Raw genomic sequence first — 23554 nt, 5'->3', positions numbered from 1 at the left:
CTCACCCCTTATACCCCTAGGGGGTATCTGCTAGCATGGGTTCATGGTTGAACTCGATACCGCTGAGGCACGCGCGGCCCGCAATCGCCTGGCGCGCGCTAATGGCCAGCTTGCGGCGGTGATCCGCATGATTGATGACGGCGAGGATTGTCGCGACATCCTCACCCAGCTCGCAGCATGTTCCCGCGCCATCGACCGCGCCGCCATCACGTTGCTGTCGACCGGGATGAAGCAGTGCTACCTCGATAACGAGTCGGAAGAAGCCCAGGCGGAGCTCGAAAAGCTCTTTCTTTCCTTCACCTAACCACACCCACCTAGGGAGTATGACCTGTGACCAAGATCGTCGTGATCGGCGGCGTCGCGGGCGGCATGTCCGCGGCTGCTCGCGCCCGCAGACTGGATGAGAATGCCAGCATCATCGTCCTCGATAAGGGCCCGTACGTATCGTTTGCGAACTGTGGCTTGCCTTACCACGTCTCCGGTGAGATTCCCTCACGCGACAGCCTGCTACTGCATACGCCCGAGACACTGCGAGCTCAGCTCAATCTCGATGTCCGAGTGAACAGCGAAGTCACGCGCATCAATCGCGAGGAGCGGACCGTCACGGTTAACGGCCCGGAGGGCACGTACACGCTCGGATACGACACGCTCATCTACTCCCCCGGTTCCAAGGCCGCCACTCCCCCTGTGACAGGGCTCGACCATGCCTCCGTTCACTGGCTCCGCACAGTGCCCGAGATGGACGGACTTATTGCTCGTATCGAAGGCCGCTCAGAATTTGACGCGGTAGTGGTCGGCGCGGGCTTTATCGGATTGGAAGCTGTCGAGGCTCTTGCCCACCGCGGTGGGCGAGTCACCCTCGTCGAGTTCGCACCACACGTTCTGCCCCCGCTCGATTCCGAGCAAGCGGAATGGGTCGATCGCGAGCTTCGCAAACACGGCGTTCGCGTCGTTACCGGCACCTCCGTGGAGGCGATCAGCGACGCCAACGGTGCCGCGCGAGTCCGTCTGTCCACGGGTGAGGTACTCCCCGCTGACCTCGTCGTCATGTCAACGGGCGTTATCCCAGATTCCTCGCTCGCAAAGGATGCCGGACTAGAACTCGGGTTGCGCGGTGCGATCGTTGTCGATGGTTATCTACGCACGAGCGATCCCCACATATTCGCCATGGGCGACGCCGCCGCAATGCGGCAGGAAATCGGAGATGGGGACCTCATCGCTCCAGTTCCGCTGGCAGCACCGGCGAATCGGCACGGTCGTCGTGCCGCGGATGCTGCGGTCCTCGGGATCGGGAGGGCAGCCGACCGCGTGGACGATGCGCACCAGGCGCCGCGGGTGCTCGGTACCGCGATCGTTCGCGTCTTTGACCTCACCGCGGCGTTGACGGGTGCCAACCGCCGGACGCTGAGCGCTCAGGAAGTTGACCACATCACCGTGCACGTCCACCCGGCCGATCACGCCGGCTACTTCCCCGGCGCCGAGCAAATGCACATCACGGCACACTTCGCGAAAGACACCGGCGAGCTCCTCGGTGCTCAGATCGTCGGCGGAGCCGGCGTTGCGAACCGGATCAATGTTTTCGCCACCGCACTGAAAGCTAGGATGACCGCGAACGATCTGGCTGATCTTGACCTGGCCTACGCCCCGCCCTTCGGCAGCGCCAAGGACCCGGTCAACATGACAGCATTTGTTGCCCAGAACATCCTCACCGGGCAGATGCCGGTCTGGTATTCCGAGGATCTCGAGCAGGTCGCACGTGAAGCCCTCATTTTGGATGTGCGTTCCGCAACAGAATGCGAAGACGGCATGATCCCCGGCGCGCTCAATATCCCACACACCGAAGTTCGGGATCGAATCGAGGAGATCCGCAAGGCCTCAGCCGGGCGGTGGATTGCCGTCCACTGTGCCTCCGGCGTCCGCTCCTACCTCGCCACCCGGATACTCATCGGCCATGGTTTTGACGCACGCAACCTTTCCGGGGGCGCGCTCACCCTAGACGTCACCCGTCCGGACTGGAAGCAAAATCCCAGCTAGCCAACGGGCGACCTCCAGCGACCTTCCATCGCGTCGGAGACCGAAGTTCCCTCGTCCACAATTGTGCAGTCTCAGCGGCGGTAGGTCTCAAACGGCATACCCGAGGGCTCCACATCGTGCGGGTTATCGGCCGGGACCTGACTCGGATCGGTGTTGATGTCGATAATCCGGTTGGCTTCATCAACAAACACCACGTGCGGCTGGTAGGTGCGCGCGGATTCGTCATCAAGCTGACCGTAGGCGATGAGGATAACGAGATCACCCTCATGGATAAGATGAGCCGCCGCGCCATTAATACAGATCTGGCCCGAGCCACGCTCACCCGGAATCACATAGGTAGTAAGACGCGAACCGTTGGTGACATCGACGACGTCCACCTGCTGCCCAGCAAGCAGATCCGCCGCGTCCAACAGATCCTGATCCACGGTAATAGAGCCGACGTAGTTCAGGTCCGCGCCGGTGATCGTGGCACGGTGGATCTTGGACGTCATCATCGTCCGCACGTACATGTCAGGAATCTTCCTTCGCTTCCAGCTCGATCCGCCGATTATCGATAAGCCGGGTGGGCCCAACAAATGCGGCGAGCGCAAGGATGATCTCGCGCGTTGCGGCATCGGCCGGCAGGTAGGTGCTTGCGTCCACCGCGGCTACATAATCTACCCGCACTCCCGGTGCATCGGCCAGTGCACGCTCAGCGATGTCCGCCAACTGCGCAGGGCTGCTCGCGTCGCCCGTTGCCGCGGCCTGCTCGGCAGCATCAAGGGCCGCGACGAGGGCGCGGGCGTGGCCACGCTCTTCGGTGGAGAGGTAGGCATTGCGAGAGGAGCGGGCAACGCCATCATCGTCGCGGGCGATGGGGGCTCCAACGATGCGCACCGGGATATCCAGGTCGGCAACAAGGGTACGAATTAGGGCGAGTTGCTGGGCGTCCTTCTCACCGAAGATCGCCACATCGGGCTGGGTGAGGTTCAGCAGCTTGGTGACGACCTGCACGACGCCCGCGAAATGCGTCGGCCGCGTCACGCCCTCGAATAGTTGTGCGACCGGGCCCGGGTCGATGCGAACGAGGGGTTCACGCGGGTACATCTCCTCGATACTCGGCGCGAACACGACGTCCACGCCCTCGCCCCGTAGCAGCTCGACATCGCCCTTGAGATCACGCGGGTAGGAATCAAAGTCCTCGTCCGGGGCGAACTGCAGCGGGTTGACGAAGTCGGTCACGACGACGACGTCCGCGAGTTCCTTAGCGCGGCGCACGAGGCTCAGATGCCCCTCGTGAAGCGCCCCCATCGTCATCACGACGGCGCGCCGGCCCGGCCGGATCGCAAGCGCGGCACGCAGCTCAGCCTTCGTCGTGACAACTTCGGTCGGTGGCAGCAGCACACCGGTGAGATCCGCGAGCTGGTCATCGCTCAGGACGTCCCGGTCGTAACAGCGCTCGGCGGTCGTCAGGGCCAGGGCGCGGTAGGAGGCCTCAATATCGCCCTCACCGATGTCTGCGAGCGCGGCGAGGTGGGCGCGGATGGTGCCGGCGTCCCCGCGCATCACCGGTCCGGTCAGGGCCGAATCGCCGGCTCGCAATGCACCTTCGACAGCTGTGCGCACGAGCGCCTTGAGAGTTGCTCCCGGGTCTACCTGGCCGATCGCCGTGAGCAGTCTGCGGGCCTGCGCAATGAGCGTGACGGTGTGGTTTGCGGCGTGAGACAGCGCAGCGTGATACGCGGGCCGGTCGGCGTTCGCGATCGTGACGGGGTTGCCGCCGAGGTCGGCAACGAGGGCGTGCGCGATCGGAAGCACCGCCGGGTTTGCCGTCACCGCGAAGGCGCAGTCCTGCAGCCGGGCGATATCGAGTGAGGTGCCCGAAAACGTCATCGCGGGGTGCAACGCGAAAACGAGCGCCCCGCGCGCGGCGAGCGGCTCCAAGATCTGCAGGCCATGGGCGCCGGAGGTATGGGCGACGAGCTGGCCGGGCTCAACCGGCAGCTCGCGGGCAATGTCGGCAAGTGCGTCATCGCTGACCGCCAGCAGGATGAGGTCCGCCCCCTGAGCGATATCGGCGAGCTCCCGCACGGGCACGTCGGGTAGGACGGCGCTGACCCGGTCGATCGCCGCATCGTGGCGCGCCGTGATCCCGACGATCTGGTGTCCAACCTGGCGGAAGGCGGCGGCAAGGACGGGGCCGACTCGGCCCGAGCCGACGACGGCAATGCGTAGCGGGGTGGCAGTAGCGGAGGCGCTCATGCCCTCTATTATGACGCCACGCTTACCGCGCGCCGCATCCACTCCTCGGGGCCCTCATGACCACGCGCAATACGCGCTCGCTCAGCTTGCTCCACCAGGACCGTGAGCGCGACCTCTTCAGGCAGGTGGTGCGTCTTGGTGTAGACCGGCCCCGAAACCGAGTGTGCCGCGAAGTTCGCGAGCTTCAAGGCGCGCTCAAGCGGCCCCTGCTCGATCCCAAGCGATTGGGTTCGCTCGTGCGGAACGACGGCTGCGCGCCGGACGAAGAAGCCGCCACGGATCAACAGCACCGTTCGCGTCACCTTCAGCCCGTGGCGCCGCCAGGTAAACCAGTCGAGGTAGCGCGCCCGGCGCGGCGCGGTGTAAAAGCCCTGGGCGCTACCGGTTCCGGTCAGCAGAGCGCTAATGACGGCCTGCGGATCGTCGACCCCAAGATCCGGCACGATGAGCCACAGCACGCGCTCCAGATCGAGCCGGCTGCCCACGGGCAGCAGCACCGTCTTGGTGTCCGACGTCGATGACTTGTCGGACTCGCCGCTGCCGCCGTAGCCCGCGACGTTCACTTCCACCCGCCACCAGTCCTTCAGCCGCCACAGCATGGGCTGGGTGATTCCCACAGCCTGGATGCGGCGCGGCGGAATCGTCTGCGCGCGGGTTTCGGTCAGGCCGTGCCGGGAGCGAATACCGTCGGGCGAAATCGCGAGCGTGAAGTCAAACTCGCCGGCGACGCGTGCCCACAGCCAGCTCACGAGCCCGATGATCGCCGGAACCATGCCGAACAGGAAGCCCCAGGCACCGTTGGCGATGGCGATCACGATGCCGATCACCGTCGCGAGCGTGAAGATCACGAGGGCGGGTGACATGAGGATCGAGGTGATGAGCTGGCCGAAGCCGACGTTTAGGACCTGGCGTTCGGGGGCTTCGACGAAGTCGGCGCTGGCATCGGGGGTGGCCGGCCCCGCCTTGACGCCAGCGGCGCGGGCGAGGATCTCGTTGCGTACGCGCTGGGCGTCGTCTTCCTTCAGGAACTGGATCTGGACGTTGGAGTTGGCACCGCCAGCGGTCTGGACGTCGACCGCGGCGAGCCCAAAAAAGCGGGCCAGCAGCGGGCGCACGATGTCCACCGCCTGAATCCGGTTGAGCCGCGCGTGGCGCTGGTTTCGAAACAGGATGCCGTGGTGGTAGTAGACGGCTTCCTCGCCGATCGCGTACTGGATGCGACGCCACGCGAGGAAGGAATACAGCCCGATCACGATGATGATCGCGACGATGACCCCCACGACGATGAGGAACACGTAGCTCGGCAGCGCGCGGGCGCTACCCGCGATCTCGTCGATCTGGTCCTGGACGATATCGAACAGCTGCCACACCGCGAAGGCAGCGAGCACCGCCAGGCCTTTGATCGCTTGGATGAGCGGCGTGACCACGTGCACCGCACGCCAGTCGATGGCGGTTTCGGCAGGCGCGCTCTCGGGAGCCTGGTCCTGGTTCATAGCCCCGCCAGGTTCGCTTCGCCCTTGGCGGTGAGCCGGTCGCGTAGCCGGGCGGCTTCCGCTGGCGGCAGGCCGTCGATGGAGGCGTCCGTCGCCGCCGAAGCGGTGTGCAACTGGATCGAGGCGATCCCGCACCAGCGCGCGATCGGCCCTTCGGACACGTCGACGTATTGCATCCGGCCGTAGGGCACGATCGACAGCGAACGGAACATGATGCCGCGGCGGATGACGAGATCGGATTCGGTTTCCGCATAGCCCAGGGCGCGCACCTGGCGTGGGATCAGCCAGCTCAGCCAGGCCGCGAGGACGGCGATGACGCCGACCGCGATCCAGAGCCACGCGGTGAGCGTTAGCGCGATGATGATGGCCGCGATGAGCGGTACCGCGAGCACGGCTGCGGTGATGATGAGCCGAGCCTTCATGAGTCCGTCTGACACCGGCCGAAACTCGATGCCGGCAGGGTCGAAAATGGTGCGTGCCCCCTGTGATGTCATAGCGCTATTGTCCCACATCATGCGGGGTTGGCTGACCGCACCCCCGTTGGTGGGTCCTGGTCATCGGGCGGGATCTCGCACCAGGATTCGACGATGAGCGCAACCGTCACCAGGGCGAGGCAGGCAAGGAGCGTCGTTGCCGCAATCCACGTGTGCTCGAAATACAGCGGCGAGGAATAGTTGCGGGCGCCGATGAACGTCTGGGCCCCGAAGTAGCCCGCGAGGCCGGAGCCGCCGAGGGAACAGGCTTTGGCGAACATCGCCACGCGCGCCGCACCAATCGCATCGATTCTCGTTTCTTGCCGCGCGATCAACTTCTTCACGCCGAGGCCGAGGCGCCAGAGCATCACGGCGAGCGCCAGCAGCAGCATCGTCGTGATCGCGGAGACGGGCACGGGGTGGGCGCGCCGATCATCGAGGTAGACGAGCACGAGCTGGGATGCCAGGCCGACGATGATGGCGATCGTGACCAGGCGTGGGATCGACGTGCGGGTCACAGCCAGTCCTCGATGCGCTCATAGACCTCGCCCGTGGCGGCGGCGAGCAGGTCGCTCAGCTGGTGTCCCGCGAGCGTCGCGTGCGGGCGCAGGGCCGCATAGGGCACGAGGACGAAGGCACGGTCGCGCGCCCGGGGATGCGGGATGGTGAGCGCGGGATCGCAGGAGCAGTAGCGCGCGATATCAACGATGTCGATATCCAGGGTGCGCTCGCCCCAGGTTTCAGTGCGGACCCGTCCGAGGGCGTCTTCGATGCGGTTGGCGAGCGCCAGCAGCTCCGTGGCGGCGTACCTGCTACGGGCGATCACGACGGTGTTGTAGTAATCGGGCTGCGGGCGCTGGCCGGGCGCGAGGACGGGTGCGGTGCGCAGCAGCGGCCCCACCTCGACCTCCGAGAGTTCGGCGCGCAGCAGGTCGACCGCGGCGCGCAGCTGCGCGATCGGGTTACCGAGGTTCGCGCCGAGGGAGAAGACGACCTCGCGCGCTCCGGCGGGTACGAGGCTCGCCCGGGTGCGGGTGATCGTCAGGCAAACGTCGGAAAATGGGACGTCGATCGGCGCTTCGGGTTTGTGCACGCTGACACGCACCTCGTCGGCCCCTTCAAAGCCGAGCACGATGCGTGCGAGGTTTTCCGCGAGCGTCTCGATGAGGTCCAGGCTGCCCGTTTGCAACCCCTCGGCTACGGCCTCGGCGACCTCGGCGTAGGAGACGGTCTCGGCCAGGTCATCACCGCGGGCCGCCGCCCGGGTATCGAGCTGGTAGGCGATATCGGCGATGAAGGTCTGACCAGCCTGCTTCTCGGCGGCAAAGACGCCGTGGTAGGCATGCGCGGTGATGCCCGTCAGGGTAATGACGTCAGGCATGACGCCCCCGGCCCAGGCGTTCGGCGACTTCCAGGGCGACGCGGGTCGCGGCCACGTCGTGCACCCGCAGCGCCCACACGCCGCGCTCGGCGAGCAGCGCGGAGAGCACGGCCGTTGCGAGGTCGCGCTCGCTCGGCCCATCGGCCTCGTGCGGCACGAGATCGGATAGGAAGCGCTTGCGCGAGGCACCGATCATGACGGGGTAGCCGAGCGCCGTGAAGCGCTCGAGGTGGGCGAGGATGCGCCAATTGTGCTCGGCGTTCTTGGCAAAGCCGACGCCCGGGTCCACGAAGAGCTGGTCATCGGGCACCCCGGCGGTGACGGCCTGATCGAGTTGGTCGGCGATTTCGCGTGCGACGTCCCCGATGACGTCGCGGTAGTGCGCGAGATCGGCCATCGTCTCGGGGGTGCCGCGCCAGTGGCCAAGGATGTAGCGCGCTCGCGGCTCGGCGGCGATCGCGGCGTGCATGGCTGGATCGGCCAGTCCGCCCGAGACGTCGTTGATATAGGTGGCGCCGGCCGCGAGCGCGCGGGAGGCCGTAGAAGCGTTGAGGGTGTCGACGGAGACCGCCGCGCCCAACGCCGCGCATTCGGCGACGACCTGCCCGATGCGTTCCCACTCCTCATCGGCACTCACTCGGTGGGCGCCGGGCCGGGTCGATTCGCCCCCGATGTCGATGATGTCGGCGCCCGCGGCGATGAGATCACGCGCGTGGCTGATGGCGGCATCGGCGGCGAGGAATTTCCCGCCGTCGGAAAACGAGTTCGGCGTGACATTGACGATCCCCATGATGAGGGGGCGGGGCCGTCCCATGGTTACCTCCCGGACATGATGAGGCTCATCGCCTCCGCGCGGGTGGCCGCATTACGCATTTGGCCGCGCACCGCGGAGGTGATCGTGCGGGATCCCGGTTTGCGCACGCCCCGCATCGACATGCACAGGTGTTCGGCCTCCACGACGACGATGACACCGCGCGGGTGCAGCCGGTCGACGAGGGAGTCGGCGACGAGCGAGGTGAGGCGCTCTTGAACCTGGGGCCGGCGCGCGTGGCCCTCCACGAGCCGCGCGAGCTTGGACAGGCCCGTCACGTGGCCCGATTCGTTCGGGATGTAGCCCACATGCGCGAGCCCGTGGAAGGGCAGCAGGTGGTGCTCGCACATGGAGTACATCGGGATGTCCTTGACGAGGATCATCTCCTCGTGGCCGATGTCGAAGGCCGCGTCGAGGGGGTCGGCGGGGTTTTCGTGCAGGCCCGCAAACATCTCGGCATAGGCCCGCGCCATCCGCCTCGGGGTGTCGATCAGGCCGTCGCGATCCGGATCCTCGCCGACGGCGATGAGGAGATCGCGGACGGCTTTTTCCACCCCGGCGGCGTCATAGGCCCGATTGGGGCCGGCGCCCACGCCGTTGGTGAAGTGGTCGCTGCGCTCGGGATCGGGCCGCGACATCGCTAGTGTCCTTCCGATATCGGCGGCAGCGGGTCGCCCGCCTCCGCAGCCTGATCCACCGGATCCTTCTCCGCTTCGCCCGCCTCGATCTCGGCGGGGGTGCGTACCGGCGGGATATCGGAGATCGTGCGATCCGGCGAGGAGTGCCACACCGGGCGCGGATCGCGCTTCGTGACCGAAGCGAAGATGCGCGCGATCTCCTTTTCGTTCAGCGTCTCATGCTCGAGTAGCTCGAGGACGAGCTCGTCGAGCACGTGGCGGTATTCCGTCAGGATCTCCCAGGCCTCGTCATTGGCGCGATCGAGCAGGCGACGCACCTCATCGTCGATGACGCGGGCCGCGTCCTCGGAGTAGTCGCGCTGGTGGCCCATGTCGCGTCCGAGGAAGGGTTCGGAGGAGTCCTGGCCGAGCCGCACCGAGCCGACGTGTTCGCTCATGCCGTATTGCGTGACCATCTTGCGGGCCATCGACGTGGCCTTTTCGATGTCATTGGAGGCGCCCGTCGTCGGATCGTGGAAGACGATCTCTTCGGCGACGCGTCCACCCATCGCGTAGGCGAGCTGGTCGAGCAGTTCGTTGCGCGTCGTGGAATAGCGGTCCTCGGAGGGCATGACCATGGTGTAGCCGAGTGCGCGGCCGCGCGGCAGGATCGTGACCTTGGTGACCGGGTCGGTGTAGCGCAGCGCCGCCGCGACGAGGGCGTGCCCGCCCTCGTGATAGGCGGTGACCTTCTTTTCCTTCTCATTCATCACGCGGCTGCGCTTTTGCGGGCCGGCGATGACGCGATCGATTGCCTCGTCCAGCGCGCGGTTATCGATGAGCTGGGCGTTGGAGCGGGCCGTCAGCAGCGCCGCCTCGTTCAACACGTTGGCGAGGTCCGCACCCGTGAAGCCGGGCGTGCGCTTCGCGACCATATCCAGGTCGACGGAGGCCGCCATCGGCTTGCCCTTGGCGTGCACCTTCAAAATTGCGGCGCGGCCCACAAGATCGGGAGCCTCGACCGCGATCTGGCGGTCGAAGCGGCCCGGGCGCAGCAGCGCCGGATCGAGCACGTCGGGGCGGTTGGTCGCCGCGATGAGGATGACGTTCGTGTTGGAATCGAAGCCGTCCATCTCCACCAGCAGCTGGTTCAGCGTCTGCTCGCGCTCATCGTGTCCACCGCCCATGCCTGCGCCACGGTGGCGTCCGACGGCGTCGATTTCGTCGACGAAGATGATGGCCGGCGCGTTGGTCTTTGCCTGCTCGAACAGGTCGCGCACGCGCGAGGCACCGACGCCGACGAACATCTCCACGAACTCCGAGCCGGAGATCGAAAAGAACGGCACGTTGGCCTCGCCCGCGACGGCTCGCGCGAGCAGCGTCTTACCGGTTCCGGGCGGGCCGTAGAGCAGCACGCCCTTGGGGATTTTGGCGCCGACGGCCTGGAATTTTTGCGGCTCGGCCAAGAACTCGCGGATCTCCTGGAGCTCCTCGACGGCCTCGTCCTCGCCCGCGACGTCGGCGAACGTGACGTCCGGGGTCTCCTTATTCACCATCTTCGCGCGCGCCTTGCCAAAGCCCATCGCGCCGCGGGTGCCACCCTGGGCACGCATCATGAGGAACCAGAAGACGCCAAGGATGAGGATCATCGGCAGCAACAGCGTCAGCAGCGAGGACCACCAGCTCGGCTGCGGCACCTCGGAGTTGTAGCCGTTGGCGGGTTCGGCCTTCTCGATCGCGCGGATGACGCCCTCGCCCTGCGGCTCGACGTAGAAAAACTCGACCTGTTTGCCCTTATCGACGTCCTTGCCCTGGGCGTCCTTCGTGGTGAAGGGCTTGCTGAGTTTCATCCGCACGCGCTGCGCGCCCTCGGTGACCTCGACCTCTTGGACCGTGGTCTCCTTGGCGTTCAGCAGCTTCAGGCCGTCGGAGGTATCGATCTGTTTGAAGGCCGGGCCGGTCAAAAATGACATGCCCAACCAGGCGAGGATCACGATGAAAAGGAGCCACACGACGGGCCCGCGGGCAAACTTCATCTTGCCCTTGTTCTCGGGCTTCTGCCCAGATTTCTCGGTTGCCATAATTTCCTTTACCTACCCGCCGTACACGTGCGGGGCGAGCGTGCCGATGAACGGCAGGTTACGGTATCGCCCGTCGTAGTCCAGTCCGTATCCGACGACGAACTCGCTGGGGATATCAAAGCCGCAGTACGCAACGTCGACCTCGACCTTGGCCGCCTCCGGCTTACGCAGCAGCGTCGCGACCTTGATCGATGCCGGCTCCCGCGAGGACAGGTTACGCACGAGCCAGGACAGCGTCAGGCCCGAGTCGATGATGTCTTCGACGATGAGGATGTGCTTGCCGTGGACGTCGGTCGACAGGTCCTTCAGGATGCGCACGACGCCCGATGATTTGGTGCCCGACCCGTAGGAGGAGACGGCCATCCAGTCCATCGTGACCGGGGTGTGGATGCGCCGCGAGAGGTCCGCCATCACCATGACCGCGCCGTTCAGGACGCCGACGAGCAGGACCTCCTTGCCCGCGAAGTCACGGTCGATTGCCGCGGCCAGCTCGTCGAGCTTTGCCGCGATCTCGTCCTCGCTGATGAGGACCTTGGAAAGGTCGCGTCCCATGTCGTTAGCGTCCACGTATGTCTCCTTGGGGTGATGCCACCATTAGCATGCCATTAACTTTCTGTGCGATCACACCGCCCGGGGTGAAAATCGGCCCGTGGACGCCGCCCGTCGTGACGAGGCGATCGACCTCGCCGACGTGCACCGAGCCGATCTGCACCCCCTCGCCCGCGGCCGCGGCAAGCGCGCGATGGATGAGCCTCGTGCGGATCGCGGGGTGGGCGGCGCGCAGGGCGGCGAGGTCAAAGCAGGTGCCAGCGGCGCCCTCGCAGGCCACCTTCGCGGCATCGGCAAGGTCACGCGCGAGTTCGCTTAGGGCGTCATCGTCGCGGGCGAGCTGATCGGCGGTTCGGGCCAGGGCCAGCGGTACGGCGGGGCCGAGGATCTCCGTCAGGGCCGGCAGGACGCGGTGGCGCAGCGCGATGCGTCGCAGCGCGGAGCCGTCGGCCGCGCGCCACGGCCCTTCCAGGTCGTTGCTCGGATCCTCGATCGGGCGCAGCGCGTGCGCCTCGCAGATCGCGCGGGTCTCATCGCGGCGCAGGCCCAAGAACGGTCGGGCCCACAGGCCGTCGCGACGCCGCATTCCGGACAGCGAGGCCGCGCCCGAGCCGCGAGCAAGCGCCAGCAGCACCGTCTCGGCCTGATCGTCGAGCGTGTGGCCGAGCAGGATCGCGTCCGCCTCGTGGCGCTCGGCTGCGGCTAGCAGTGCGGCGCGCCGGGCCGTTCGCGCGGCGGCCTCGGGCCCGCCGTGCCCGGTGCCACCCGCCCCGCCCGGCACCGTGATGGCAATGACGTCGACGGGTAGGCCAAGAAAGCGCACCATCGCGGCCGCCGCCGCGGCCTCGGCGCCGGAGGTCTCGCGCAGCTGATGATCGACGACGATGACGTGCACGTCCCAGCCATCGCGGGGCGCCACGAACGCCGCGCACGCCGCGAGTGCGAGCGAATCCTGGCCCCCGGAACAGGCGAGAATCGCCCGCCGCGAGCCGAGCTCGCGCAGCGCCCGCCGCCCGCGCGCGACGGCCGGATCAGGGCCGGCCACCTACGCCTCGCGAGCCGCGGTGCGTTCCACCCAGCGCTCGGGCTCGCGGATCTCCGCGGCGCTTGGCAGCATCTCGGCGGACTCGAATACCCGGTTCAGCCCGGCGTGACCGACCTGCTCGACGACGGCGCGCACGAACGCCGCTCCGTCGCGATACTGGGCGAGCTTGTCCTCGATGCCTAGCCCGCGCCGCAGGACCTTTTCCAGCCCGGTCGGTGACATCCGCCGCTTGTCGAAGGCCGCGCGAATCCGGCGGACGCTCGGCAGCCGCGCGGGCGAAATCGCATCCATGACGACGTCGGCGTGGCCCTCCAGCAGCGCCATGATGGCGCTCACCTCGGCCATCGTCTCCTGCATCGCCTCATCGAGCAGCGCCTCGGTGATGGGCGTATCGTCATCGCCGCGCAGCGCCTGGTTGAGCCACGCGACGAACCGCTGCGCGCTGCCCTCACTGTGCTCCTCGAGGTCGCCCAGCAGCGTGCCGGTCAGCTTGTGCAGGTGCTCCGCGAGCCATGGCGCGGCCGCGAACTGTACGGCGTGCGTGGTCTCGTGCAGGCACACCCACAGCCGGAAGTCCATCGCGTCGAGGTTGAGCTCTTTTTCCACCTTGAGCACGTTTGGGGCGACGAGCAGCAGCCGCTTATGGAACGGGTCGTACTGGCCGAGCACCTTGGTCGATAAGAACGCGAGCGCCGCCCCGAGATCGAGCCGCCCCATCGAGACCTGCGGCATGCTCTCGCCGATCATCACGTCAAAAAGTTCGCGATTGGCGGCCTGAAAGCGCGGCCGGTCAACGACGTAGACGGGCACGTTAGCGGCCTTCTCGGCGGCGCGATGCAGCCCGGTGATTCGGCCCACCTCCGCCGGCGCCTGGGCGGCGCTACGACGCAGCACGTCGACGACGGCGCGAGCCTGAGCTTTGCTGCCGGGATCCCCGGCGGGCGTGAGCGCCGCGATCAGAGCGGTCGGTGAGGAAAGAGAGGTCATAACCTCCACACTAGTCAGCAAACTTCGCGAGGGAAGAGATGAACGCATCAAGTTCACCTCGGGCTTGCTGATAGGCCCCTTCTTCGACCTCGGGCGCCAGAATCGAGAACGCAAATTGGCGGCCGTCGGACTCCAGCACCCCCGACAGGCTGATCGCCGTCACGAGCGTTCCCGTCTTGGCGCGCACGAGCCCCGCCGCGCCGTCGAGCCGAGTGCGCAGCGTCCCGTCCAGGTGGGCGACGGGCAGCGCGCTGATGATCGGTGCAAGCTCGGGGTTTTTGCCCGACGCGGCTGCCTCGACGATGTCCGTCAGCAGCCGGGCGGAGACCTTCGTCGCCGAATCCAGCCCGCAGGAATCCGCGAGCGTCGTGCCTTCGACGCCAAATCCCGCATCGGCCAGCTGGGCCAGCACCGCTGCCCGCCCGGCGTCAAAGGTCCCGGCCTCACCGCGCGCGATCGCGACGAGCCGCGCCGTCGCCTCCGAGGTCGTGTTATCCGAGGCCTTGAGCGTATGTTCCACGAGGTCCGCGACGGATTCCGCCTCGTGCGAGGCGAGCAGCACGTCCTCGGCCCCGGCCTTGCCGCGCGCCGTGCCGCTCACCTCGATTCCGGCTTCGGTGAGAGCCGTCGAAAACACGCGTCCGGCCGCGATCGCTGGATCGGCGTCCGCGCGCGAGCCATCGGTCTTACCCGAGTTGATGCCAAGCGCCTGCACCGGCTGAATCCACGGCCGGTCGAGATCGCCCCAGCCGGGCGCCCACACCGGGCCGGTAAACAGGGAATCGTCCACCCGCACCGCCACGCGCTTGAAGCCGGCAGCGCTAAGCCCCGCCGCCGTCTGGTCGGCCAGGCGCTGCACATCGGCCGTCGTAAGCCGCATATTGCCGCCACCTACCAGGCTGACGGTCCCCGAGCCATCGAACATCACCCGCGTCGCTAGCGGCTGATCCGGCCCCAGCGCCGCGAGCGCTGCCGCGGCCGGCAAAATCTTGACCGAGGACGCCGTCGTGTACGCCGTATCCGCATCGCGTTCGGCGAGCACGGTCCCGCTTGGCACGTCCCGAATCATGACGGCGATGCGCCCCCCGAGCGCCCTCGATCCGGCAGCAAAGTCGTCGACGAGCTGCTGCAGGCTGCCCGCGGACTCATCGGGCTGGAGGCTCGGGCGGTTAACGGCGCTCGCTGCGGGCGGCAGCGGGCGCGGGTAGTCGACGGGCTTGGCCCCGCGCGGGGCGAGCGTCAGGACGCCGGGGACAACATCGAATGCGTCCGCGGTCGCATATCCCCCTAAACTGAGCACCAGCGCTCCCGACAGGAGGAGGGATGTTGCCTTCTTCATCGTTCCACCTCTCGATGCGCTACCGCTTATAACGTACGTGGGTCAGACTAATGTGTAGAGGGACAGTTTTCATAGAAAGGGCCGGACGTGGAATTCGACGTCACCATCGAAATCCCCAAGGGGAACCGTAATAAGTACGAGGTAGACCACGAGACCGGACGCATCCGCCTCGACCGGATGCTCTTCACCTCTACCCGCTACCCCGATGATTACGGCTTCATCGACGACACCCTGGGCGAGGATGGCGATCCCCTGGACGCCCTCGTCCTGCTCGAAGAGCCGACTTTCCCGGGCTGCGTGATCCGCTGCCGTGCGCTCGGCATGTTCCGCATGCGCGACGAAATGGGCGGCGACGATAAGGTCCTGTGCGTGCCCGCGGGCGATCAGCGCGCGTCCTGGCGTACCGATATCGACGACGTATCGGAGTTCCACCGCCTCGAAATCCAGCACTTCTTCGAGGTGTATAAGGATCTGGAGCCGGGCAAGAGCGTCGAGGGCGCACACTGGGTGGGCCGCGAGGAAGCGGAAGCCGAAATCCAGCGTTCCTTCGAGCGCGAACGTGAGCGAATCGCGAGCGAAGGCGCACACTAACCCTCAGTTGTCGGTCCCGGGTGACATTTCGTAAGAAACAATGTCACCCGGGTCACACTTTGTGTGGCACACTATCCTGAAATGGCCTCCGATCCATGCTGGTGGCCACCACCGTTAAGGGAGGACATGTGACCGCTATCTTGAAACAACTCGAAGACTTCTTCGGGTGGCTCTCCAGCATCGTCTGGGGGCCGTTCCTGCTCATTCCGCTGCTGCTTGGCACCGGCATCATCCTGTCGATCCGGCTCGGCTTCCTGCAGTTCCATAAGCTGTGGCCAGCGCTGAACCTCGGAATCCTCAAGCGCCGCGATCACGGCGCCTTCGGGGGCGATGTCTCCCAGTTCCAGGCCCTGACAACCGCGCTCGCCGCGACCGTCGGTGTCGGTAACATCGTCGGCGTCGCCGGCGCCATCATGCTCGGCGGGCCCGGCGCACTGTTTTGGATGTGGGTGACCGGCCTGCTCGGCATGGCCTCCAAGTACTCCGAGGCCTTCCTTGGCGTTCGCTTCCGCACCAAGGACGCTGCGGGCGAGATCTCCGGTGGCCCGCAGTACTACCTCGAGCGCGGCATCAAGGGCGGCTTTGGTAAGTTCCTTGCCCTGTCCTTCGCGATCCTGGCGGTCCTGGCCTCCTTCGGTATCGGCAACATGACGCAGGGCAACGCCATCACCGAAAACATCCAGAACACCTTCGGTATCCAGCCGTGGATCGTCGGTATCGTGCTGACCGTCGTCGCCTTCGCTGTGCTCGTCGGCGGCATTAAGTCGATCGGCCGCGTGACGGCCGCGCTCGTGCCGTTCATGATCGTCGTCTACATCCTCGCGGCGATCTTCATCCTCGCGGTCAACGCCTCGCAGATCCCCTCGGCGATCGGCCTGATCTTCACCGAGGCGTTCACCGGACACGCCGCCTTTGGTGGCGCCGCCGGTTCCGCCTTCATGCTCGCGCTGCGCTACGGTGTCGCGCGCGGCATCTTCTCCAACGAGTCGGGCATGGGCTCGGCCGCGATCGCTGCCGCGGCCGCCAAGACCACCCACCCGGTGCGCCAGGGCCTCGTCTCGATGACGCAGACCTTTATTGACACGATCGTCGTCGTGACCTTCACCGGACTCGTCCTCGTGACGACCGGCGTATGGGAGGATCCGAAGGCGTCGCAGGCGACGCTGACGGCCGAGGCCTTCAGCCATGGCCTGCCCGGTACCTGGGGGCACGCGATCGTGACGATCTCCATCGCGCTGTTCGCCTTCTCCACCGTTCTTGGCTGGGCCTACTACGGCGAACGCTGCACCGAGCGCCTGTTCGGTCGCAAGGGCGTCATGCCCTACCGCGTGATCTTCTCGCTCATGGTCTACGTCGGTTGCACCGTGCCGCTCGCCGTCGTCTGGAACTTCTCCGACCTCATGAACGGTCTGATGGCGCTACCGAACCTCGTCGGCCTCATCATCTTGTCGGGCCTCATCGCCCGCGAGACGAAGCACTACCTGAAGAACGATCCGACGCTGTCGGCGTCCAAGGAAGAGATCGACGCCTTCATGGAGGGCCACCCGGGCGGCATCGATACCTACGAGTCCACCGGCAAATAACGAGCCCAACACTGAGCGGCCCGGCTACCTTCCCCAGGAGCCGGGCCGCCTTTTGTGTGCCTCCCTATGGCGCGCTATTTCACGCGACCACCGTACGGCAGAACGTTGGTCCAGTACATCTTGACCAGTTCGACGCGCTTGCCGGGGCTCGGAGCATGCACGCGCATGCCGTTACCCGCGTAGAACGCGACGTGGTAGATGCGGTTATTGGGGTTGCCGCCCTGGGCGTAGAAGATGAGGTCGCCCGGCTGCAGCTGCTTGACGGGCACGCGTGCCGTCGCGTTGTACTGCCCACCCGAGGTGCGGGGCAGCTTGACACCGACCTGCGCGTAGGAATACATCACGAGGCCCGAGCAATCAAAGCCCGAGGGCGTGGCACCGCCATAAACGTAGGGCACGCCGACGTAGCGCTTAGCGACCTCGAGCGCCTGCTGCGCCTTCGACGAGGCTGGCGGCGGCGGTGGGGGCGGCGGCGTCGGCTTAGGCGTAGGCTTGGGAGCCGGTGTGGTCGGAGCCGGAGCGGGCGTCGTGGGACGCGGGGCCGGCGTCGTGGGACGCGGGGCCGGCGTCGTGGGACGCGGGGCCGGCGTGGTCGGACGCGGGGCCGGGGTCGTCGGGCGTGGGGCCGGTGTCGGAGCCACCGTCGTCGGGGCGGGAGCAGGGGTGGTGGGAGCCGCCGTCGTCGGGGCCGGTGCGGGGGTCGTCGGAGCGGGAGCCGTCGACGGAACCGGTGCCGGCGTGTAGGTGATTTCGGGGCGCGGGGCCGTCGTCACCCGCGGGACCGGGCGGGTCTCGGCATCGCGCGACGCCGCATTGAGCTGATCCTCGCGGGACTGCTCCTGGATCCGCGCGTAGGCCACCTGTGATTCGCGCTCTCGGCGCTGCTCATCGAGCTGATCCTGGCGTTCGCGCTCCAGCTCGATGGTCGTTTGGCGCTGCTGGGCAAGCTGCGCGATCAGCTCATCGCGACGCTGGGTATATTCGCGCTCCTGCGAGTTTGCCCGGTCAAGAGCTGCGGAGGCTTCGAGTCGACGCTGTTCGGCGAGGTCGGCGGCCGCCCGGGCTTCATCGCGCGCCTGAGACGCCTGAGCTTCGAGCATGTCGGCCACGGCCTCAACGCCGAGGAAGGACTGAAGCACGTCGCTCGTACGGCTCGTGAGCGTTCGGGTGAGGTGCTTGAGCGTCGCGAGCTCTTGGAATGTCGTCTCGGCAACATACGGCGCAGCGCCACTGACGGGCACCGAGCCCTTGCGATACAGATCGCGTGCTTTGACTCCGAGTTCACCGCGAGCTTCCTCAACAGCCGCGCGGGCCGCTGCAGCAACCTTGGCCGCCTCGGTGGAGCGCGCTTCGGCAGCGAGTCGGCCATCGTCAGCCAGCAGGTATTCTTCGGTCGCGATCTGGGCGTCGATGCCCGTGTTCTCGGTGGTGCTTGATAGCTCGGCGAGCGCAATCTCGAGCTCGGCAATTTGCGACTCGGTGGAACGTTCCGCCTGCCGGGATTGATCAATATCGTCGTTCGACGGGGGCACCGCGACCGCCATGGGCACGGCGAGGCCTGAAATCGCAAGGGTTAGCCCGCAAATGCTGGCCAGAGAGCGGGTTAGCGTGATTCGCACGGCCACACGTCCTCCGAGGGGATTGAGGGTCTCTCGGCGCGTCTTCTTGACGACCGACAACTAGGTACGCTTCTAAGCGTATACGAGACTGGACGCAAGGGGAACACCTGTCTCGCTAGTCACACACTACACGATCTTCTCTTTTGTCACACACACCTCAGTTGTCACAGTTGCCCCACTGTTCGAACGCAGGCCACTTACCTGACGTGGGCGTGTCAGTGGTCGATGATCCAATAGTTTTATGACCACAGAAGTTCCTCAGACTCCGGGTGAAGCACCGGAGCCGGCTGACCAATTGCGTCAGTTCGCGGAGATTTCTGTGCGATCTTTTGCCACTGTCAATACGATGATCGACGGCGCGCAGATCCTGACCGAGACGATGTCGTATTCCGAGGCTGATCCCGGACTGCACATTAAAGCTCTTGCCGAGGCGTCCCGCGCCAAGAACCGCCTCCATGCCGTCGAGCTCCACCATGCGTACCTAGCGGCCCAGTCGAATGAGTATCACTACGCTGACCGCCACGGCATGATCTGCACCGCCGCAGAGGATCTTGGTCTCGTCCTTGGCATCTCCGCCACCCAGATGAAGCACTTCATCAAACGGGGCACGACGTTCTTTGACCACCTGCCCATCCTTGTCGAGGCGCTCAACGAAGGCCGCATCTCGCCCGACAAGGTCACCATGATCACCAACAAGCTGTGCGATCTCCCAGCGCCCATCACCTTTGAGGTCGAACAGCAGATCATCGACGTCGTCGACGTGATGTCCTGCAGCGAGTTGCGTCATCTGATCGACAAGATCCTCATCGAGATCGATCCGGACGACGCTGACGATCGTCATGCGCGCGCGGCCGCGAGCCGCCGAGTCACTCGCCCGCAGCGAGGAAACGATGGCATCTCCTTCATCCGCATCGCAATGCCCGATGAACAGGCCGCCAGCTTTGACACGGCCCTCGAAGCCGCGGTCGACGCTGCGATCAAGGCCGGCGATTGCCGCTCCCGCTCTCAACTCCGCGCCGATATCCTCGCCTCTTGGGCGATCTTCGCTATGCGTGAGGGGTGGACATTCACGACCGATTGCGGCGAGCCGGTCGAGGTACCGCCAACGAAGATCAACGTCACCATCCCCTTCGAGGTCCTGCTACGCGCCCTGCCAGGCTTCACCCCGCCGCCAAGCTACGCTGAAGCCTTCGTCCATGACGTCCTCGGCGACGATGACGACGATGATCTCGAGGCATCCCCGGCTGTCACGACCACTCCAACCTCCCCCACGCGCCTCGAGGGCAGCGATCCACCCACCCAGGGGGCGGCGCCCGCACTCATCGCGGCGCCACCAAGTCCCCCGCCGCCGCCCGAACCCGAGTCATGGACCAGCAACCCGATACGCCCCGTATCGGGACTGACCCAGGCCGCCTGGATCGAGGGCTACGGCTACATCTCCCCCACGCTCGCGCTCATCCTCGCGCAGGGCGGCCAGTGGCGACGCATCGTCACTGACACCCTCACGGGCGCCCCGCTCGATATCGGCCGGGAACGATACCGTCCCCCAGCCGCGATCACCGCGGCTGTGCGGACGCGGGATCGGATGTGCCGCCGGCCGGGATGCGCACGGGCAGCAGCCCACTGCGAGATCGATCATGTCAAGGCCTTCAGCGAGGGCGGGACCACCTCGGTCTCCAACCTCTGGCTGCTCTGCGGCCGGTGCCACCGCACCAAGACGATGGGCGCGGCACGCATCCTCGAGGTCAACGACAATGGCACCCGGACGTGGGAGACCAAATCGGGCACCTTCACGATTCCAGCTGCGCCTCGACGTAAGCACCACCACCTCGAGCTCAGCGAGCTCACCCAGGCGCAGGCCCGCGAAAAACTCGCGGAATACGATCCCGACGCGCCCATCCCCTTCTAGCCGAGCGCTCCGGCATATCTCACATGGTGAACCGGCATTGGCTCACTGTGCGTCACTGCGGCTAGAGTCACACACATGTTGTGCAACCGTCGAATGTGCCGCTGACGCGGTCTTTCGCCTGCCCGCCGTCAGTTCTATAACGGCCTGGGCCTGCAGCAAAGAATCCACACCCCCTCGGGCATAGCTATATCTGGATTCTAGATCGACCGTGTCACCCCAGGATCGGGAGCGGCCGGACCGTAACCCGGTCCAGCCCGGCCCCCAGCCCCCCGCTCATCCGAACTGAGGACCCACCATGACTTGGAACTTTGAAACCCGCCAGATCCACGCCGGCCAGAGCCCCGACGGCGATACCGGCGCCCGTGCCCTTCCGATCTACCAGACCACTTCCTACGTCTTCGACTCGGCCGACCAGGCCGCCAACCGTTTCGCGCTCGCCGAACTCGGCCCGATCTACACCCGCCTGAACAACCCGACCAACGAGGTCGTCGAAAACCGGATCGCCAGCCTCGAAGGCGGCGTCGGCGCGCTCCTCGTCGCCTCCGGCCAGGCCGCCGAAACCCTCGCTATCCTCACGATTGCCCAGCAGGGCGACAACATCATCTCCTCGCCCTCGCTCTACGGCGGCACCCGCAACCTCTTCGCCAACACCTTGCCGCGCTTCGGCATCGAGATCCGCTTCGTCGACAAGCCCGATGATCCGGCCGCCTGGGAAGCCTTGGCCGATGAGCGTACGGTGGCCTTCTTCGGCGAGACCATCCCCAACCCCAAGGGCGACATTCTCGACGTCGAGGCCGTGGCCGACGCTGCCCACCGAGTCGGCGTACCACTCATCGTCGACAACACTGTTGCCACCCCCTACCTGCTGAGGCCCATCGAGTGGGGCGCCGACATCGTCGTGCATTCCGCGACAAAGTTCCTTGGCGGTCACGGCACCGCCATCGCCGGCGCAATCGTCGACGCCGGAACGTTCGACTTTGGCGCGGACCCGGCGCGCTTCCCGCGCTTCAACGATCCGGATCCGTCCTATGGCGGCCTCGTCTACGCCCGCGACCTCGGCCCGGACAGCCCCTTTGGCGCGAACGTCTCCTTCATCTTCAAGTGCCGGATCGAGGGCCAGCGAGACTTCGGCTTTGCCATCTCACCGTTCAACGCCTTCCTCATCGCCCAGGGCATCGAAACGCTCTCCCTGCGGCTTGACCGGCACATCGACAACGCGCGCAAGGTCGCCGAGTATCTCGAAGGCGCCGACGGCGTCGAGGCCGTACGTTGGTCCTCCCTACCGTCCTCGCCGTACTACGAACGCGCCCAAAAATACACGCCCAAGGGTGCGGGCAGCATCGTGGCCATCGACCTCGAGGGCGGCCGCGAAGCCGGCAAGGCCTTCATCGACGCGCTCACCTTGCACTCCCACGTCGCCAACATCGGCGACGTTCGCTCGCTGGCCGTCCACCCCGCCTCGACGACGCATTCGCAGGTTCCCGACGAGGGCCTCGCTGCCGCCAGCATCACGCCCGGCACGGTGCGACTGTCGGTCGGGCTGGAGCACATCGACGATATCCTCGCCGATCTCGATGCGGGGCTAGCAGCCGCGCGCGCCACCACGCAACCCTCCATTCAGGCGATTGCGTAGGCCCGGTCATGCACGAACCAGAAAATACCGCGACGATCCCCGCGACCGGGGCCTGGCGCACCGGCGATGACCCGGGCGAGCGACGCTTTGCCGACCTCGGCACAGTGCTGCTCGAATCGGGCGAGTCCCTACCGGTGACGCTCGCCTACCAAACCTTCGGCCAGCTGAACGCAGCGCGCGATAACGCGGTCCTCATCTTGCACGCACTCACGGGCGATACGGACGTGCCCACCTGGTGGCCCGGCATCGTCGGTCCGGGCAAGATCATCGACACCGATCGCTACTTCGTGCTCGCACCAAACATCCTGGGCGGCTGCCAGGGCTCCACGGGGCCCGCGTCGTTAGCCCCCGATGAGCAGCCGTGGGGGGCACGCTTCCCGCAGATCACCGCGCGCGATCAGGTCCTTGCCGAATCGCTCCTTGCCGATCAGCTCGGCATCGCGCGCTTCACCCTTGTTGTTGGCGCCTCCATGGGAGGTCACCGCGCCCTGGAATGGGCGATCTCCAGGCCGGAGCGTGTCGCGCGATTGGCGGTGATCGCTTCGGGAGCGCGCACGACGGCAGATCAAATCTCACTAGGTCATACGCAGCTGCTGGCCATCTATGGCGACCCGAATTTCGTTCACGGCAACTACTACGACCGCTCGCCGGGAACCGGGCCCTGGTACGGGCTCGGCCTCGCACGCCGCATCGCGCACATCTCCTACCGCAGCGCCTACGAGCTCGATCAGCGCTTCGGGCGGATCTCCCAGGGCAGCGAGGAACCCCTCGCGGGTGGGCGCTTCGCCGTCCAGTCCTACCTCGACCACCACGGCGCCAAGCTCGCCCGCCGCTTCGATGCGAACTCCTACATCACCCTGACGCGGGCCATGCTCACGCACGACGTGGGGCGCGATCGCGGGGGGGTGCGTGAGGCCCTATCCCAGATCACCGCGCGCACCCTCGTGATCGCGATCGATTCCGACCGGCTGTTCCCGCTGGCCGAATCCCAGCTGCTCGCCGAGGCGATTCCCGACGCCTTCCCGCTCGCCCTCATCGCCTCCGACTACGGGCACGATGGCTTCCTCATCGAGACGGACGCCGTCGCCACCCAATTGGCTCGGCTCCTCACACCGGTGAGGGCGAAACGTGAGCAAGGTCAATGCGTGCTGGATTAGTGTCACACCCC

At 66.3% G+C, this 23554-nt stretch carries 21 protein-coding genes; 7 read left to right on the top strand and 14 right to left on the bottom strand.

Annotation, left to right across the window (positions count from 1 at the left end; translation table 11 throughout):
• Positions 1-43: 43 nt before the first annotated feature.
• Together BLU67_RS03070 and BLU67_RS03065 are read left to right on the top strand one after the other, a co-directional pair.
• A complete protein-coding gene (locus BLU67_RS03070; RefSeq protein WP_092561928.1) occupies positions 44-304 on the top strand; it encodes a metal-sensitive transcriptional regulator in 261 nt (86 codons plus the stop codon).
• 26 nt (positions 305-330) lie between these two features.
• Positions 331-2034: an FAD-dependent oxidoreductase gene (locus tag BLU67_RS03065; protein ID WP_222842347.1), complete on the top strand. Its 1704-nt coding sequence runs from the start codon at positions 331-333 to the stop codon at positions 2032-2034.
• Between the two features lie 71 nt (positions 2035-2105).
• On the opposite strand, the gene panD is transcribed toward BLU67_RS03065, so the two are convergent.
• From panD to BLU67_RS03000, 13 genes are read right to left on the bottom strand one after another with little or no spacing between them, the layout of a single operon-like run.
• Positions 2106-2543, bottom strand: coding sequence for an aspartate 1-decarboxylase (panD, locus tag BLU67_RS03060; protein WP_092561925.1), 438 nt, complete (start codon positions 2541-2543; stop codon positions 2106-2108).
• Position 2544: 1 nt separating this feature from the next.
• A complete protein-coding gene (gene panC / locus BLU67_RS12630) occupies positions 2545-4275 on the bottom strand; it encodes a pantoate--beta-alanine ligase (protein WP_092561922.1) in 1731 nt (576 codons plus the stop codon).
• 8 nt (positions 4276-4283) lie between these two features.
• Positions 4284-5768, bottom strand: a complete 1485-nt coding sequence (locus BLU67_RS03050) for a PH domain-containing protein (RefSeq protein WP_092561919.1) — start codon at positions 5766-5768, stop codon at positions 4284-4286.
• Positions 5765-6262: a PH domain-containing protein gene (locus BLU67_RS03045; RefSeq protein ID WP_092562156.1), complete on the bottom strand. Its 498-nt coding sequence runs from the start codon at positions 6260-6262 to the stop codon at positions 5765-5767. Before BLU67_RS03045 ends, BLU67_RS03050 begins: the two co-directional genes overlap by 4 nt.
• A gap of 17 nt (positions 6263-6279) precedes the next feature.
• Positions 6280-6759, bottom strand: coding sequence for a DUF3180 domain-containing protein (locus BLU67_RS03040; RefSeq protein ID WP_176780681.1), 480 nt, complete (start codon positions 6757-6759; stop codon positions 6280-6282).
• The gene (folK, locus tag BLU67_RS03035; protein WP_092561913.1) at positions 6756-7622 is read right to left on the bottom strand and encodes a 2-amino-4-hydroxy-6-hydroxymethyldihydropteridine diphosphokinase; all 867 of its coding nucleotides are present in this window, start codon (positions 7620-7622) and stop codon (positions 6756-6758) included. Before folK ends, BLU67_RS03040 begins: the two co-directional genes overlap by 4 nt.
• Positions 7615-8436, bottom strand: a complete 822-nt coding sequence (gene folP, locus BLU67_RS03030; protein ID WP_261977009.1) for a dihydropteroate synthase — start codon at positions 8434-8436, stop codon at positions 7615-7617. Before folP ends, folK begins: the two co-directional genes overlap by 8 nt.
• Positions 8437-8438: 2 nt before the next feature.
• Entirely contained in the window at positions 8439-9071 is a 633-nt protein-coding gene (folE, locus tag BLU67_RS03025; protein ID WP_092561910.1) for a GTP cyclohydrolase I FolE, read from the bottom strand.
• Between the two features lie 2 nt (positions 9072-9073).
• A complete protein-coding gene (gene ftsH / locus BLU67_RS03020; RefSeq protein WP_222842346.1) occupies positions 9074-11131 on the bottom strand; it encodes an ATP-dependent zinc metalloprotease FtsH in 2058 nt (685 codons plus the stop codon).
• A 12-nt stretch (positions 11132-11143) separates the two neighbouring features.
• Entirely contained in the window at positions 11144-11698 is a 555-nt protein-coding gene (hpt, locus tag BLU67_RS03015) for a hypoxanthine phosphoribosyltransferase (protein ID WP_176780680.1), read from the bottom strand.
• Positions 11688-12725, bottom strand: coding sequence for a tRNA lysidine(34) synthetase TilS (gene tilS, locus BLU67_RS03010; RefSeq protein WP_092561907.1), 1038 nt, complete (start codon positions 12723-12725; stop codon positions 11688-11690). Before tilS ends, hpt begins: the two co-directional genes overlap by 11 nt.
• Positions 12726-13712: a zinc-dependent metalloprotease gene (locus tag BLU67_RS03005; RefSeq protein WP_176780679.1), complete on the bottom strand. Its 987-nt coding sequence runs from the start codon at positions 13710-13712 to the stop codon at positions 12726-12728. It abuts the gene before it with no gap.
• Positions 13713-13722: 10 nt separating this feature from the next.
• On the bottom strand, positions 13723-15051 hold the full coding sequence (locus BLU67_RS03000) for a D-alanyl-D-alanine carboxypeptidase/D-alanyl-D-alanine-endopeptidase (protein WP_092561901.1): 1329 nt from the start codon (positions 15049-15051) through the stop codon (positions 13723-13725).
• A gap of 87 nt (positions 15052-15138) precedes the next feature.
• Here BLU67_RS03000 and BLU67_RS02995 point away from each other — a divergent pair, with 87 nt between their 5' ends.
• Both BLU67_RS02995 and BLU67_RS02990 read left to right on the top strand, forming a co-directional pair.
• Complete coding sequence (locus BLU67_RS02995) at positions 15139-15642, top strand: inorganic diphosphatase (protein ID WP_092561898.1); 504 nt, start codon at positions 15139-15141, stop codon at positions 15640-15642.
• 128 nt (positions 15643-15770) lie between these two features.
• Entirely contained in the window at positions 15771-17225 is a 1455-nt protein-coding gene (locus tag BLU67_RS02990) for an alanine/glycine:cation symporter family protein (RefSeq protein WP_261977008.1), read from the top strand.
• A 74-nt stretch (positions 17226-17299) separates the two neighbouring features.
• On the opposite strand, the gene BLU67_RS02985 is transcribed toward BLU67_RS02990, so the two are convergent.
• A complete protein-coding gene (locus BLU67_RS02985; protein ID WP_143027317.1) occupies positions 17300-18844 on the bottom strand; it encodes a C40 family peptidase in 1545 nt (514 codons plus the stop codon).
• Positions 18845-19163: 319 nt separating this feature from the next.
• Here BLU67_RS02985 and BLU67_RS02980 point away from each other — a divergent pair, with 319 nt between their 5' ends.
• From BLU67_RS02980 to BLU67_RS02970, 3 genes are all read left to right on the top strand, one after another.
• Positions 19164-20753: an HNH endonuclease gene (locus BLU67_RS02980; RefSeq protein ID WP_176780678.1), complete on the top strand. Its 1590-nt coding sequence runs from the start codon at positions 19164-19166 to the stop codon at positions 20751-20753.
• A gap of 295 nt (positions 20754-21048) precedes the next feature.
• Positions 21049-22386 carry an O-acetylhomoserine aminocarboxypropyltransferase/cysteine synthase family protein gene (locus tag BLU67_RS02975; RefSeq protein ID WP_092561886.1) on the top strand — a complete coding sequence of 446 codons (1338 nt, stop codon included), beginning with the start codon at positions 21049-21051 and terminating at the stop codon, positions 22384-22386.
• Between the two features lie 8 nt (positions 22387-22394).
• Positions 22395-23543 carry a homoserine O-acetyltransferase MetX gene (locus tag BLU67_RS02970; protein ID WP_092561884.1) on the top strand — a complete coding sequence of 383 codons (1149 nt, stop codon included), beginning with the start codon at positions 22395-22397 and terminating at the stop codon, positions 23541-23543.
• The last annotated feature ends 11 nt before the right edge of the window (positions 23544-23554 follow it).

It is taken from the genome of Bowdeniella nasicola, from assembly GCF_900107735.1.
Taxonomy (GTDB): Bacteria; Actinomycetota; Actinomycetes; order Actinomycetales; family Actinomycetaceae; genus Bowdeniella; species Bowdeniella massiliensis.
This window is presented reverse-complemented; position numbering and strand designations above follow the sequence as displayed.

What these genes read in the sequence shown, in the direction of transcription:
- BLU67_RS02970 (WP_092561884.1), top strand. Translation starts at nt 22,395, where the DNA reads ATGCACGAACCAGAAAATACCGCGACGATCCCCGCGACCGGGGCCTGG.
- folP (WP_261977009.1), bottom strand. Translation starts at nt 8,436, where the DNA reads ATGGGACGGCCCCGCCCCCTCATCATGGGGATCGTCAATGTCACGCCG.
- BLU67_RS03045 (WP_092562156.1), bottom strand. Translation starts at nt 6,262, where the DNA reads ATGACATCACAGGGGGCACGCACCATTTTCGACCCTGCCGGCATCGAG.
- BLU67_RS03070 (WP_092561928.1), top strand. Translation starts at nt 44, where the DNA reads ATGGTTGAACTCGATACCGCTGAGGCACGCGCGGCCCGCAATCGCCTG.
- BLU67_RS02975 (WP_092561886.1), top strand. Translation starts at nt 21,049, where the DNA reads ATGACTTGGAACTTTGAAACCCGCCAGATCCACGCCGGCCAGAGCCCC.
- BLU67_RS03005 (WP_176780679.1), bottom strand. Translation starts at nt 13,712, where the DNA reads ATGACCTCTCTTTCCTCACCGACCGCTCTGATCGCGGCGCTCACGCCC.
- folE (WP_092561910.1), bottom strand. Translation starts at nt 9,071, where the DNA reads ATGTCGCGGCCCGATCCCGAGCGCAGCGACCACTTCACCAACGGCGTG.
- folK (WP_092561913.1), bottom strand. Translation starts at nt 7,622, where the DNA reads ATGCCTGACGTCATTACCCTGACGGGCATCACCGCGCATGCCTACCAC.
- BLU67_RS03050 (WP_092561919.1), bottom strand. Translation starts at nt 5,768, where the DNA reads ATGAACCAGGACCAGGCTCCCGAGAGCGCGCCTGCCGAAACCGCCATC.
- panC (WP_092561922.1), bottom strand. Translation starts at nt 4,275, where the DNA reads ATGAGCGCCTCCGCTACTGCCACCCCGCTACGCATTGCCGTCGTCGGC.
- ftsH (WP_222842346.1), bottom strand. Translation starts at nt 11,131, where the DNA reads ATGGCAACCGAGAAATCTGGGCAGAAGCCCGAGAACAAGGGCAAGATG.
- BLU67_RS03000 (WP_092561901.1), bottom strand. Translation starts at nt 15,051, where the DNA reads ATGAAGAAGGCAACATCCCTCCTCCTGTCGGGAGCGCTGGTGCTCAGT.
- panD (WP_092561925.1), bottom strand. Translation starts at nt 2,543, where the DNA reads ATGTACGTGCGGACGATGATGACGTCCAAGATCCACCGTGCCACGATC.